Origin of the sequence: Rhizobium sp. 10PS4 (assembly GCF_032464805.1) — a bacterium.
Taxonomy (GTDB): Bacteria; Pseudomonadota; Alphaproteobacteria; order Rhizobiales; family Rhizobiaceae; genus Rhizobium; species Rhizobium laguerreae.
In genome coordinates this window covers 141146-154580 of record NZ_JAWDIW010000003.1, presented here as the reverse complement: position 1 = coordinate 154580, position 13435 = coordinate 141146, and the positions used below count along the sequence as shown (strand labels likewise).

Genomic DNA, 13435 nt, shown 5'->3' with positions numbered 1-13435 from the left:
CCTCTCTGGTTCCCTTCATCAAGTGGAAAGGATCGGCGGACATGCCACATGCCCGCCGATTAGGGGGCCGGCGCGCAACACTCGCGCCGGCGTTGGGAGGATTATTTCGGTTGTGCCGGCTTGAGCTTGACCATCATCAGCCTGGAGTTGGCCCAATTCGGCACCGGATCGGTATAGGGATCGGATATCGTCGGATAACCGGTCCAATAGGTCGTATCCATCGAGGTGAAGACGTTATACGACATCAGCGGGATCGTCGGCATTTCGCGGGCAACCAGCTTCAGATAATCCTTGCCGAGCTCCATGCCCTTGGGATCGTCGGCGCTGATGCCGCGGATGCTCTCGATGATCTTGTCGAGCTCCGGATTGCTCCAGCGCTGCCAGTTGCGCGGCGGCTGGTTCTCACCCTTCTTGGCCACGAACTGCGAATGCCAACTATCCAGGAAGAACGACAGGTCGGGATCGCCGCCCCAGGTTTCGACGCTCCAGGCAATCGCCACCTGGAAATCGCCGGGCTGTAGCGCCGTCTGCCACAGTTTCGCGGCCGGCACGGCTTTGGCGTCGATGCCGAATGCGGCCCATTGCTGTGCGATCAGCGTTCCGGCGCGGGTGAAGACCGAGCGTGTGTCGCCTTCCACCGTCATCCGGATCTTGAAGGGCTGTCCGTCCGGGGTCAGCCATTTGCCGCCGGATTTCTTGAAGCCTGCCTTTTCCAGCAGTTCGCCGGCAGCCTTCGGATCCGGTTTCCACCAGCCATAGCCGAACGCACCGCTGATTGCCTCAGGATCGCTCGGGATCTGGTCCTTGAACTTCGGCTGCTTGCGCAGGATATCGGCGATCTGTTGCCCGACCGTCGGGTCATAAGGCTTGATCTTGCTCTTGCCGGTATCGATCTCGAAATTCTTCAGCCAATCCTGCATCGGCGCCTGATAGTCCTTCATCGTGGCCGCCGTCGGCGGCACGCCGAGCGCCGAAAGCGTCGCCGCCCCGCGATAGCTCGCCATATCCACCGCCTTGATGTCGATCAGCAGGGCAAGCGCCCAGCGTACATCGGCGTTGTCGAAGGGCGGATTCTGGGTGTTGAAGATCACGGCCGGAAGCGTCGGGTCCGGATGGGCGAAGGGGAAGCCCGGGAACCAGGTTTCGATCGTCTTGGATTTTTCCTTCAACGTGAACATGCCCTCAGGCGTGTTGTCGTGGATGATATCGAGATTGTGCTCGAGCTGCGCGATGGTGCGTTTATCCGGCGGGCCGGGATCGGTGTAGGTTACGTATTTCGGGGCCGGCTCGCCGAAGCGGGCAAGCGAGGTGCGCTGCCAGTCGTCACGCTTCTCCCAGGTATACCATTTGCCCTGGGGGTCGTAGGACTTGAGCTTGTAGGCGCCGAGCGAGACGGGATTGGCGAAATCATAACGAAGCGGATCTTCGACTTTCTCGAAGACATGCTTGGGCATGATCCAGGCGCCGTTCCAGCGAACGGTGAAGATGGCATGGAAGCGCGAGTTAGGCTTCTTCAGCTTGAACACCACCGTCTGGGGGTCGGTCGCCTCGACGCTTGCCACCTGCACCGAGAAGGCAGCACTCCAGACCATGCCGGGGTGATCCATCTGCGTCTTGACGGTATAGACCACGTCGTCTGCCGTGAACTCCACGCCGTCGCTCCAGAAGAGCCCCTTGCGCAGTTTCACGGTCATCTCGGTGAAGTCGGCATTATATTGCGGCTTGTCGGCGGCGAGCGAATTATCCCAGGTCGCGCCGCCAAGTCCTTGTTCGGGGTCGATATACCAGAGCGTATCCATGGTCAGCTGCTGCAGGCCGGTCGATACGCCGCCGCCGCCATTGACCCAGATATTGAACCAGCCGGGATTTTTGATCGTCCCTTCCGGATTTTCGACGATGAGCGTCTCCTTGCGCGGCAAGGAGGTATATTCTTGGGCTCCGGCCACTGCGGTCAGGCCGAACGTGGCCAGCACGAAGCCGAATGCAAACCTCTTCCACTTTTGCATGAACTCCTCCCTTGAAAGCGATCATGCCGCGGCCGCAAAGGCACGCATGGGCACGTCGCGGTTGTCGGTTCGCAGAGGCATCAGGGCTTGAAAGTCCAGAACCTCGGTGAACCATCCCTTCGGCTCCCTGCCTCCTCGCAGCGAGCCGAATATCTTCAACCGGGGGCTTACCCGGCGGTGGCTGTCACACCGACAGCCGAATGACGTTGTAGGAGAACGGTTTCAGCGCCGCCCGCAACCGTCCATCCTCGATCTTTCCACTCTCGACATTGACGGGGGCGACCGTCTGTGGCCGCGCTGCCGTGTTGACGGCTTCCAGGTCGCCGTGGGTCATTTCCACCTGCTCGACCACCCGGGCATTTGCGAAGCCTTCCAGCCGCACATCGAGATCGAGCGCCGTGCTCGGATGGCGGTTGACGGCAAAGAAGGTCAGGGTCTTGCCGTCCTCGGAATGGACTGCCGATACGTCGAGATAGGGGACGTCGTTCTCCTCGTCGCTGTCATAGGTCGGGCCATCGACGACCAGCTGCAGCGCCGTTCCACGGCCATATCTGGAGGCGTAATAGAGCGGGTAATAAATGGTCTGGCGCCACGCCGCACCGCCGTCCTCGGTCATGATCGGGGCGATGACGTTGACGAGCTGCGCGATGCAGGCGATGCGCACCCGGTCGGAGCGGCGGATGAAGGTGTTGAGGATGCCGCCGACCTGCAGCACGTCCTCGAAATTATAGATGTCTTCCAAGAGATGCGGCGCATCCGGCCATTCGTCACGCGCCAGGATCTCCTTGTCCTGCTGGTTGGAATGATACCAGACATTCCATTCGTCGAAGGAAATGCCGATCGTCTTCTTCGAGCGTTTTTTCGCCTTGATGTAGTCGATCACGCCGCCGATCGTGGTGATGTAGCGGTCGAGCTTCGTCGCGCGGGCGAGATAATTGAGGGTATTTTTCTCGCGGTTGGCGAAATACATATGCAGCGAGATATGGTCGGCGCTGTCATAGCACTGCTCGAGGACTTGCGCTTCCCATTCGGGATAGGTCTTCATGTCGGAATTGGACGAGCCGCAGACCACGAGCTCGAGCGACTTGTCGAAGCCGCGCATGGCCTTTGCCGTCTCATCCGCCAGCCGGCCATATTCATAGGCCGACTTGTGGCCGACCTGCCAGGGGCCATCCATCTCGTTGCCGAGGCACCACAATTTGACATCGTGCGGATTGGACCAGCCGTGCTTGCGGCGCAGATCCGACCAGTAGGTGCCGCCCGGATGATTGCAATATTCGAGGAAATTGCGGGCGGCATCCAGGCCGCGTGACCCGAGATTGACGGCAAGCATCGGCTTGGTATTCGCCTTCTTGCACCAGTCGACGAATTCGTTGACGCCGATCTGATTGGCTTCGCGGGTGCGCCAGGCAAGGTCGAGGCGCACCGGGCGCTCGGCACGCGGACCGACGCCGTCTTCCCAATTATAGGCTGAGACGAAGTTGCCGCCGGGATAACGGCAATATGGGGTGTCGAGTTCACGGACCAGATCGAGGACATCCTGCCGGAATCCGTCCTCGTCGGCCGTCGGGTGTCCCGGCTCATAAATGCCCCCGTAGATCGCCCTGCCGAGATGCTCGAGAAATGAACTGTAGAGCCTGGAATCGATGGTCGCGATGCGGAAATCGCGGTGAACCACAACATTCGTCTTCAACGGATCCTCCCGTTTATATATCAGGTATTTTGTTTTCTTGCCTCTAACTTGATATCAGGAATGTTGTTCTGTCAACCAAGTTGCGAATTTAATCATACTAATATGGATTTCAGAGAAAATTGTTTTGTTTCAGTTGCTTGGGAGACTTTATCGGCAGTCGAAACTGGAAAGAATCGTGATATTTAAATCAAGATTTCCGATTTTGATTTTTCAGACGTGAAGTCGCATGATGATGTCGCGCCCGTGATTTCCGAAGCCGCGGCCGAAAATATTCACGCCGCCGGTATGGCCGGCATTCTCGGCGATGCCGACCCGGAGCCGGATGGAGGAGTGCTGGGCAAGGGCGAGGTCGCTGAGCGTAACATTCGATGCGGCGATACCGTCGATGAAGGTTCCGCGCGTCGAGATCCGCCAGGTCTTCATCATCCCATATTGCGAGCCCTCGAGCTTCCACCAGGCCGGCGTAAAGGCGCCGCGCTTGTCGCCGTAATCGCCGGGCGACGTCCAGGTTCCGATCGCCATTCCATTGACCCAGAGGGTTATATCAGACGGCCAGTCCGGATTGGTGCCCGGCACTTCCGACGACAGCTCCAGCGAAAACTCGATCGCCCGGATGTCCTTGTTCAACACCTTGGCATTGTTGGGGAATTTATATTCCACATAGCCCCTGCCGAACCAGACAAGCCCGGCCTGCATGCGCTGAGGATCGAGGAAATAGTCGGGAACATCGAGGGGGCCGATGACACTCTCGGTGGAGCAAAGACCACAGGGCGCATGGACGTCACAGCTGGTGTAGAGCCCAACCGGCATCTCGACTTCGATGATATTATTGGCCCTTTGGGCGGCACTTTCCTCAAAGCTGATCAGAATTTCGCTGTAGATCGCCGAGCAGATCTTCTGGTTTCCCTTGCGCGCCTTCGTCAGCTGGGAATCGACAAGCCGGGCGTCTTCCAAAATCTGGATCCCGGTGGCGACAGTCGATTGAGGAAGAGAAAGAGCACGCGCGATATCGTTGATATTCATCGGTCCTTTGGCGCAGAGCAGCTTGAGCATCTCGAGCCGCGCCGGCGCCGAAAGCGCGCGTATCGCATCATTATTCTCGCCGGCGGCAATCGTCAAAAACGAGCGTTCCATCATTCCCCCAGTATTTCCGATGAAATGATGTATATCGGAAATTCTGATACATCAAGTGGGAATGATTGGGTCGAGCGTGCCTGACCTGGATGGTTTAGAGTTCTGCGATGCGAGGGTGTTAGTGGTCCGTCCACGGATTGATGATCTGCAAGCCTATTCCCTCGAAATCGGACACATTGCGCGTTGCGAGTGAAGCGCCGCGCGAAATGGCGATGGCTGCGATCTGCGCATCGAACTGGCTGATCGGCCTGCCAGCTTTGCGGCGATCGGTGGCAATGATGGCATAGACGTCTGCCGCGTCACGATCGAATGGCAGGACACGGCCACTCATGTCTTCATTGAATATCGGCAGGACTGCCGCCTCGAGATCATTCCGACGCCGCCCGTGAGGAAGGAGGCGCAAGCCATATAGAATTTCCGCTTCGGTAATCGCGGTCGTGAATACCGATAGTGGATGTTGTGCCCCGAGCCATTCGATTACACCCACATTCGGCGCCGGCGTGAGCAGTTCCGAAATGACGTTGGTATCGAGAACGATCACGCGTCAAAGTCCGGTGCGTCCCGGATCGGCTGCCGGGGCGGAATTTCGAGCTCAACCCCTCCGACCGATTGCAAGCGAGCGCGAATGGTATCGGCGAGATTGCGCGCCGCCGGTTCGGTGGTCGCAAGTGCCGTACGCAGAATATCGCGTGCTTCGTCTTCCATTGACCGGCCATGCGTGGCGGCGCGAACGCGCAGCCGTTGCTTCAATCCATCATCGAGATTGCGGATCGTCATGCTGGCCATCATTGCCTCCATTCATCAATGATAGCATATAAATCATTGATTGCATATTCTCAAGCAGCGGTCGCGAGATGCGTCTCCGTCCTCAGCAACCGCATTCCGACCTTCATCATCTCACCCTTTGCCGGGGGCGGCATGGTCGATCATACCCAGTATGACACGACGTGGATCATCCGCTTCATCACCGCGCGCTACGGTCTGCCGGTGCTGCCGGGCGTCATCGCCCGCGACAAGCCGCTTGGCAATAACGACCGACCACCGATGGACGACTTGACCGCCGCGCTGGACCTGACGCATTGACCGATCACGAGCGGCCCTGGCGCTGATCGGGCCGTTCTGTCCCAATTTTGCTGTCAGCGCCGCAACAGCGGCCGCAGGGCGGCCTGTGTTTCCTTCAGCAGCGGCAGATAGCGGTCCTTCATCTCCGCGGCCGGGACGAGGGCGGCCGGCGCGCCGATATTGATCGCCGCGACCGTTTCGCCGCGCTCGTTGTCGACAGGCACGGCGATGGAGCAGAGGCCGAGCTCCAGCTCCTGGTCGATGATGGCGTAACCCTCAGTGCGGACCCGGCGGAATTCGGCGATCAGCTCGTCCGGCTTGGTCTTCGTATTCGCTGTGTTTTGCTTCAGTTCGCTGCGAGCAAGGATCGCGCGCGCCTCGCTCTCGCTAAGGGCAGCGAGCAGCACGCGGCCCATCGAGGCGCAGTAGGCGGGCAGGCGGCTGCCGGTGGTGAGGTTGATCGACATGACGCGGCGCTGCGAGGCGCGGGCGATATAGACGATGTCGGTGCCGTCGAGCACCGAGGCCGAGGCGCTCTGGCCAGCCTTTTCCGAGAGATGATCGAGATGCGGCTGCAACAGCGCCGGCAGCGGCGTCGCCGCGAGGTAGGCGTGGCCAAGACGCAGGATCTTTGGCGTCAGCGTGAAGAACTTGCCGTCATAATCGGCATATCCAAGCTCGGCGAGCGTCAGCAGCGAGCGGCGCACGGTGGCGCGGTCAAGCTCCGTCAGCTTCGAGGCCTCGGCAATCGAAAGCCGCTGCCGCGTTTCACCGAAAGCTTCGATCACCTTCAGGCCGCGGGCAAAGCCGCTGACAAAATCCGTTTCGCGCATGGGTCGGGTTATTGATGCTCTTTTGGTTTGGCGCTTGCGCAGTTTTCTAACGACAGTTTCTCTGCGTCACTTGGAACCGATCCTTATTTGATTTGGGCATTTTGCGCCAATAGATTTGGCCTAGCTAGATCCAGTGCTCATCAGAGCGATGGCGCAGTCAGCCAGACACCGCAGGTGTCATATCGGCGCGCTGAATGTTCGTAGCGGGGGTTACAGCTGCAGCGTTGACGATTTCGTTGGAAACACCTCCCACATTCCCAGCCGACAACCCGGATAAGCCGTGATATGATCGCCCGAAATAGCGTGATTATCGATACTCGGAAGGCAGGAGCCGCTTATGAGTCGCGACACGCCAATCGATAAGCAGGGGCGATCCACAGACGTTTCGAGCGACGATAGCCGTTCTTCCCAACATGGCGGCGAGCGGCGGGTCGTGACTGCATTGTGCTATGACCTGATCGGCTCCACCAATCTCTTCAATCTGATGGATATCGAGGACTATCAGGATATGATCGCCGCCTTCCAGCAGGCGGCGCGGCAAGCGATTACGACACATTCCGGTGTCGTCCGCGTCGAAGCCGGGGACGGTGGAGTTGCGATTTTCCCGATCGAGCTTGGACCGAGGGATGCCGCGTCAGCTGCGATCCGTGCCGGCGTTGGAATCGTGAAAGCCTGTCAGCGCCTCGCCCGTGAACTTGATCGAGACGATCTGCGCGTGCGCGTGGGTGTCGCGACATCGGTCGCCCTGATCCGGGATGCGCAGCTGCAGAACTGGATACATGAGCCGGTCACGGGCGCGGCACTTGCGCTTGCGACACGGCTCGAGGCCGCCGCTGAAGCCGACAGCGTGCTGGTTTCAGAAGAGACCCGGAACCTCGCCGGCCGCTCACACGCCTTCGTTCCGGAAGGCACACGCATGTTGAAAGGCTTCTCCGAGCCTGAAAATGTCTGGAGAGCAATCGGCCACAGACGGGAGCTCGACCGCTTCCACGCATTCGGAAGGCTGGACGGCACCTTCGTTGGCCGCGTCACGGAGCTTGACCGAATAGAGAAGGCCTGGGGCGCGGCCCTCGGAGGCAAGGGCCAGGTCCTTGCGATCACAGGCCAGGCTGGCATCGGCAAGTCGCGGTTGTTGCGGCAAGCCCGGCGCATGATCCATGCGCAGCCGGCCCGATCGCTGTTCTTTCAATGCCTGCCGGGAGGGTTTCGCTCGACGCTTCACCCGCTGGTGAATAGTTTTTCCCAGCGCCGTTCCGATGCTGCGGATGGCGGGCGGCTGACGGTCGACGCGGTCGCCGCCCAGTTCGCGCGCCATGGTGTCGAAGATCCGGAAGTGATTGGCATATTTTCCCATTTGCTCGGCGCGGATGGGCGCAATGAAGCTTTCTCCGACAGCTCTCCCAAGGCAATTCAGAAAAGCGCACGGCAGGCGCTGTCAAAAGTGTTGAGCGTCATATGCGGACAAACACCGCTGGTCATTGCAGTTGAGGACATTCATTGGATCGATCCTACGTCCGAGTACCTGCTTCGCGAAGCGGCGCGGCTCGTGCCGACGCTTCCCGCACTGCTGATCGTCACCAGCCGAGAGAACCCCCATGCCAGCCTATTCGACGAGGGCGAACCAGGACATATTTCGCTCGGCCCGCTCGACCATGACGAAACGCGGCTGGCGATCGCCGCGCGATGGCCAAACCATCGCCAGGAGGCGTTGCCGCAGCTGCTTGAAGTGAGCGAACGCATATCCGGCGGCGTACCGCTTTTCATCGAGGAAATATGCCAATGGGCATTCGAGACTGCTGCCGAAGATGCAATGAGCGTGCCGGCAAATGCGTCCCGTAACCATGTTTCCGCCTTCGAGGGGATCTTGAATTCGCGGCTCGAGAATTTGGGTTCCGCCAGGGATGTGGCGCGCGCCGGGGCCGTCGCAGGGGATCGTTTTACCGTTTCGCTGCTCCGCCCACTGTTGCCGGAAGCAAGCAGGAAATCTCTCCTGCATGCTGCTGAAACTTTATGCGAGAGTGGATTTTTGACCCGCGTGCGTGCCCATGGCGGCATCGCCTACGGCTTTCGCCACGCTTTGATCCAGGAGACGATTTACAACGGTCTGCTGAAAACGCAACGCCGGCTTCTCCACCGACGCCTGTTCATGGCCGCGAACGGCAATCGCGCCATCGCGGGTTGGCTGGATGCGGGTGCGCTTGCCGAGCATGCAGAGGCTGCCGGCCTTCCGGAGCATGCGGTTTCGTCGTTCATGAGGGCCGGAATGGAGCACGCCAGCCGATCGGCAATGGTGGAGGCGCGCCACCATCTCGAACGAGCCCTAGCGCTTTGCGAGACTATGCCCAACGGTGTTTCCGATGAGTTGCACCTTTCGGTGTTGACGGTGCTCGGACCGCTGCTGACGGCAACGGTCGGACCTAATTCGACGCCGGCGCGAATCCTTTACGAAAAAGGCGTCGAGATCGCGCGCCGTCAGCCGAAGGAAGATCAGCCCAAGTGGTTTCCACTCTATTGGGGCTGGTGGTTGACCGGGCAAAACTTCATGGAGATGCACAGCCGCGCCCGTAAAGTCCAGGCGATGCTCTCCGGAATCGCCGATCGCGAAATCGAACTGCAGGTCAACCATTCGATCTGGGCAATCGAGTTCAATGTCGGAAGGCAGGGGGAGGCCCAAAAGGCGATACGGGCGGGGCTTGCTCTCTACGACGATGAGGCAGCGAAGGCGAGCCGTAATGTCTTTGGTGGCCATGATGCCAAGGTTTGTGGTCTCGGACAGCTAGCGCTGTCGCTCTGGCTGACGGGGCAGACCGAAGAATCCAGCAAGGCACTTGCAGACATGGTCGCTTTTGTGGATCGGATTGCGCATATGCCGAGCAAGTCGCACTCGCTGGATACCGAGGCGGTATCGGCGTTCTATCGCAACGACCATGCACGCCTGATCGAAATTTCCGGCAGGATGGGCGATTTTGCGAAAAAGCACGAACTGCAATCCTTATCGGCACTCGCGATGCTCTTTCGCGGATGGGCAACTGCGCACATTGAGAACCTATCCCGCGGCCACGAAATCTTCCGCGCAGGCTTGGCGCTTCTGAGAGAGCTCGGCACCGTCGCCGATCTGCCGATCTATCTCTACATGCATGCGACCATGCTCGGCCAGGCGCGGAAGTACCAAACAGCGATCGAGGTCGCCACCGAAGCTATCCGGGAGGCGAATGCGACAGGCCATGGTTATTGGTTGGCCGAGCTTCACCGCCGTCGCGCATTGCTGCTGTCGTGCGCCAAGGTAGAAGAGCCGGCTCTCCTGCCGGATCTGAGGACTGCGATCGTCATTGCGCAAGAGCAAGGTGCGGTTGCCTTGCTGCACCGGTCGCAACGATCGGCGAAGGAGCTTGGCCTTGCTGGCGAGCTCTGAAATTTATTCCGAAGACGGGAGGGAAATGCTCTCGGCATTTTATGCCGACATCATGAACGGAAACATGTCTCTCGTATCGCCGGAACCGGACCCTGGGGACGCCGAGGCCTATTTCCGCTCCCTGCTGCCGTTTAGCCGCCGAGCCGGGATCACACGCGTCGCCGATCTGACCGGCCTTGATCGAATCGGATTTCCGGTCGTTCAGGCCATACGACCGGCCGCATTGTCGGAAGTCACCTCGCTCGGCCGTGGGATGTCCATAGCGTCTGCCGCGATCGGAGCGGTCATGGAATCGTTCGAGCGCCTTTACGCCGAGGCAATCCCCGCGTCCCGTGTCTTCCTATCGACTGCAGAAAGGCTAGAGGTTGGCGCTGGTTCCTTCGATGATTTCTGCCTTGCTGATTCCCGCACGAATTGGCGTGAACGCGAGATCGACTGGATCATGGGTGTTGATATGGCAACCGGCGCTACTGCGCCCATCCCGTTTGAACTTGTGCACACGATTTATACCGATCCGCCCCCACGCCATGATGGCGTTTTTCTGTGCACCACAGCTGGCCTCGCATGCCATCGGTCAGATTTTGGCGCGTTGCGGCATGGGTTGCTGGAATGCATAGAGCGGGATGCGATTGCCCGGGCATTCAAAACCCACGGCTTCATGGATCGGATGAGACTGCCCTTATCGGAATTGGGCACAGCAGTTCAGGATGTTCTCTCGCACGTGGCCAAACTCGGAATATCGGCTGCCTTCTGGTACGCCCTTTCGCCGACACGTATTCCGGTCGTCTGGTGCCAGACGATTGAAGCCGGCAAAGGCGAACCCGTATTGGCTCTCCCGACGGAGGGTTATTGTGCCGGTCTCGATCTTCATAAAGCGGCGTTCGGTGCGTTACTTGAAGCGCTGGCCGCCCGAGCCGGAGCAATATCCGGCGCGCGAGACGACCAGACGCGGAAACACTATGCGAGACCAAGCAGCGCTATGCTTGCCGATGCCCGCGATCTCATTCTTGGTGAATGTGCTCCATCGATCGATTTTGTGGGCGTTTTGCCCGCGGTTGCCGGCCTTGCCGATCTCGTGGAAAGGATCATTTCTGCCGGTCTAGGCCCCGTTCTCGCCGTTCCAGTCGCGTCCGAGAACAATCCGCACATTCATTGCGTGCGAACGGTACTTGCGGGCATGCGCCCTTTTACAGTCGAGCGGTGAGGGTCCGGGATGGATCAGAAAGCGGACGGTCCAATACTCGTTTTTCTCGGTCCGACCCTCCGCTTGCCGGACGCGCAACGCACTCTTGACGCCATCTACCTGCAGCCCGTTTCGCAGGGAGACATCATTCTTGCCGCTCACGCATTTCGCCCGAAAGCGATGGTCTTGATCGATGGTCTTTTCGAGGACAGGCCGGCTGTGCGTCACAAGGAAATTCTCTGGGCGCTATCCCAGGGTATCGTGATGATCGGGGCTGCAAGCATGGGCGCGCTCCGGGCCGCCGAACTGCATCCATTCGGAATGATCGGTGTCGGTCTCATCTATCGATGGTACAGGCGTTGGCCGCTGACAGCGGAAGATGCAGTCGCGGTCGAATGCGGCCCCGCGGAACTCGGCTTCACTGCTTTGACCGAAGCACTGGTGGACCTGCAGCGCAGTTTTACCGCGCTCTTTCGACGTGGCCTGATTGCGAAATCCGAAATGGATGCAGGTATCGCCGCAGCTCGACGGCTTAATTTTCGTGAGCGGTCCGTTCGAAAGGTGCTCGCCGCAGCGCAATTGCCAGCGGAAAGATCGGTCTTGCTACGCAGCCATTTGATCGCACAGAAGAAAGACGATGCGCGCCTTGCCCTACGGTTGGCGCCAGGCTTGTCGAAGTACAAGCCTGCGAGGTTGTCTTTTACGGCAACCAATACCTTCCTGCGCGATCTTGAAGCTGGATCTATTGACATCAATTTAATTAGCAAGTACTAATTTAAGTTGTTGCCATATAACTCATCTAACTGAGTAGTTGAGCTATGGAATTGTCTCCTGACATATCACTTAGAAAGTCTGAGCCCAGTCTTGGGACTCGATTCTGGATATTTCCTCAGCCGCCCTTTATCTTTGGATATGAGCAGCCAGATCGCGTCTTGCTGTCGATATTGCCTGACGAGATCGGTGATGGACCTAGCGACATGTCGATGTATGTCGCGGATCCGCTGTTCGACAAGGAGCCTTATCGTTTTGGTGGTTTACCTCCATACCGTGGTCCCCAACGACGGCCGGTTCGGTCAGGCCCGGATCGCCACTTTGATAGCCTCGACCCGAGATCGCGGGATTACCTGGGCGCCCATGCCTTTGCTTGCATTCATTTCGTTCTTGATGTCTGGCGCAATTATCTCGCACGACCAATGCATTGGTTCTTCTCTGATTTCTATCCGCGGCTTGAAATTGTCCCCCTTGTTCGGTGGAAGAACGCGCAAGCGGGCTTTGGTTTCATCGAACTCGGTTACTCGGAAGTGGGTGACGAGCAATCTCCCTATGCGCTGAATTTCGACACGATCGCTCATGAGATCGGTCATCTCATCACGCTCTCGCAAACGGGGCTTCCCAATACTCTTTCTCGTGAGGCAGATTTCTTTCCATTCTCCGAAGCCATGTCGGACAGCATATCCTTGATCTCGTTCCTGCATTTCGATTCTGCCATCGACCGCCTGCTGCGCAGGACAAAGGGGAACCTCCTTCTCTATAACGAGCTCAACCGCTTTGCCGAGACAAGCCCGGAGACGCAGATCCGCCTTGCGACCAACTTCCGGCGCATGTCGGAAGTCACAAGCGAGGTTCATGACCGATCCTTGCCCTTCCTCGGTGCGATCTTCGATGCGATCGTTGAACTCTACCACCGGGAGTTGATTGCCAGCGGCTGCGCCGATCACCGTCTTCTCTCCGTCGATCTTCGCGATCTGACGCTGGATGAGTTAGATTGGTTCCGGCAATCGACGGCGGCGGCCTTTCGGGACCGACCGCTCTTCTTCAAGCTGGCCCTGACCAAGGCAAGGGATTCAGTGGGAAGGGCGATCGGCGGAGCACTTCATAGCTTGGATCCAGACACGATGCGGCTTAGGGACGCCGCGCGGGCTATCATCTCGGCGGCGGATGTATCGACTGCCGCACAATTAGAGGAAAACTTTGCATGGCGTGAAATTATCGGCTCGAGGTGAGCCAGAAAAGGAGAGGGGAAATGAGTTGCTGCTCTGAGACTCCGTTCATTGGAACAGGTAAAGTGCCATTCAATCCCAGCGAGGTCCGTCTCTATGGGCGAAATGAATT

Annotated in this window: 10 protein-coding genes and 1 pseudogene; 5 read left to right on the top strand and 6 right to left on the bottom strand. The window is 58.8% G+C overall.

All coding sequences use genetic code 11. The features are described 5' to 3' along the window. Window positions 1-101: 101 nt before the first annotated feature. The 5 genes from RWJ89_RS06500 to RWJ89_RS06480 all read right to left on the bottom strand — a co-directional run bounded on the left by RWJ89_RS06500 (window position 102) and on the right by RWJ89_RS06480 (window position 5619). On the bottom strand, window positions 102-2006 hold the full coding sequence (locus tag RWJ89_RS06500) for an ABC transporter substrate-binding protein (protein WP_316030724.1): 1905 nt from the start codon (window positions 2004-2006) through the stop codon (window positions 102-104). Window positions 2007-2190: 184 nt separating this feature from the next. Further along, window positions 2191-3699, bottom strand: coding sequence for an arabinosylfuranosidase ArfA (arfA, locus tag RWJ89_RS06495; RefSeq protein WP_316030723.1), 1509 nt, complete (start codon window positions 3697-3699; stop codon window positions 2191-2193). 210 nt (window positions 3700-3909) lie between these two features. Then, window positions 3910-4836 carry an ArsR/SmtB family transcription factor gene (locus RWJ89_RS06490; protein WP_011655028.1) on the bottom strand — a complete coding sequence of 309 codons (927 nt, stop codon included), beginning with the start codon at window positions 4834-4836 and terminating at the stop codon, window positions 3910-3912. 115 nt (window positions 4837-4951) lie between these two features. After that, window positions 4952-5374, bottom strand: coding sequence for a type II toxin-antitoxin system VapC family toxin (locus tag RWJ89_RS06485; protein WP_025397820.1), 423 nt, complete (start codon window positions 5372-5374; stop codon window positions 4952-4954). Next, window positions 5371-5619 carry a FitA-like ribbon-helix-helix domain-containing protein gene (locus RWJ89_RS06480; RefSeq protein WP_025397821.1) on the bottom strand — a complete coding sequence of 83 codons (249 nt, stop codon included), beginning with the start codon at window positions 5617-5619 and terminating at the stop codon, window positions 5371-5373. The genes RWJ89_RS06485 and RWJ89_RS06480 overlap by 4 nt, the downstream gene beginning before the upstream one ends. 87 nt (window positions 5620-5706) lie before the next feature. Here RWJ89_RS06480 and RWJ89_RS06475 point away from each other — a divergent pair. After that, window positions 5707-5916: pseudogene (locus RWJ89_RS06475) on the top strand (alkaline phosphatase family protein); the annotation flags it as partial. A gap of 53 nt (window positions 5917-5969) precedes the next feature. Here the strand turns inward: RWJ89_RS06475 and RWJ89_RS06470 are convergent. Beyond that, entirely contained in the window at window positions 5970-6728 is a 759-nt protein-coding gene (locus RWJ89_RS06470; protein WP_025397823.1) for an IclR family transcriptional regulator domain-containing protein, read from the bottom strand. A 337-nt stretch (window positions 6729-7065) separates the two neighbouring features. On the opposite strand from RWJ89_RS06470, the gene RWJ89_RS06465 reads away from it, so the two are divergent. Genes RWJ89_RS06465 through RWJ89_RS06450 form a run of 4 tightly spaced genes read left to right on the top strand, consistent with a single transcriptional unit; the run spans window position 7066 to window position 13326 of the window. Then, window positions 7066-10140 (top strand): ATP-binding protein, encoded by a 3075-nt coding sequence (locus RWJ89_RS06465; RefSeq protein ID WP_025397824.1) that lies wholly within the window; start codon window positions 7066-7068, stop codon window positions 10138-10140. Window positions 10141-10165: 25 nt separating this feature from the next. After that, window positions 10166-11344 carry a YcaO-like family protein gene (locus RWJ89_RS06460; RefSeq protein ID WP_316030814.1) on the top strand — a complete coding sequence of 393 codons (1179 nt, stop codon included), beginning with the start codon at window positions 10166-10168 and terminating at the stop codon, window positions 11342-11344. A 9-nt stretch (window positions 11345-11353) separates the two neighbouring features. After that, the gene (locus RWJ89_RS06455) at window positions 11354-12097 is read left to right on the top strand and encodes a TfuA-like protein (RefSeq protein WP_025397826.1); all 744 of its coding nucleotides are present in this window, start codon (window positions 11354-11356) and stop codon (window positions 12095-12097) included. Window positions 12098-12141: 44 nt separating this feature from the next. Then, complete coding sequence (locus RWJ89_RS06450) at window positions 12142-13326, top strand: hypothetical protein (protein ID WP_131662346.1); 1185 nt, start codon at window positions 12142-12144, stop codon at window positions 13324-13326. Window positions 13327-13435: the final 109 nt, after the last annotated feature.

Coding starts and splice junctions, on each gene's coding strand:
- RWJ89_RS06450 (WP_131662346.1), top strand. CDS start 12,142: ATGGAATTGTCTCCTGACATATCACTTAGAAAGTCTGAGCCCAGTCTT.
- RWJ89_RS06480 (WP_025397821.1), bottom strand. CDS start 5,619: ATGGCCAGCATGACGATCCGCAATCTCGATGATGGATTGAAGCAACGG.
- RWJ89_RS06470 (WP_025397823.1), bottom strand. CDS start 6,728: ATGCGCGAAACGGATTTTGTCAGCGGCTTTGCCCGCGGCCTGAAGGTG.
- RWJ89_RS06455 (WP_025397826.1), top strand. CDS start 11,354: ATGGATCAGAAAGCGGACGGTCCAATACTCGTTTTTCTCGGTCCGACC.
- RWJ89_RS06460 (WP_316030814.1), top strand. CDS start 10,166: ATGCTCTCGGCATTTTATGCCGACATCATGAACGGAAACATGTCTCTC.
- RWJ89_RS06500 (WP_316030724.1), bottom strand. CDS start 2,006: ATGCAAAAGTGGAAGAGGTTTGCATTCGGCTTCGTGCTGGCCACGTTC.
- RWJ89_RS06490 (WP_011655028.1), bottom strand. CDS start 4,836: ATGATGGAACGCTCGTTTTTGACGATTGCCGCCGGCGAGAATAATGAT.
- RWJ89_RS06465 (WP_025397824.1), top strand. CDS start 7,066: ATGAGTCGCGACACGCCAATCGATAAGCAGGGGCGATCCACAGACGTT.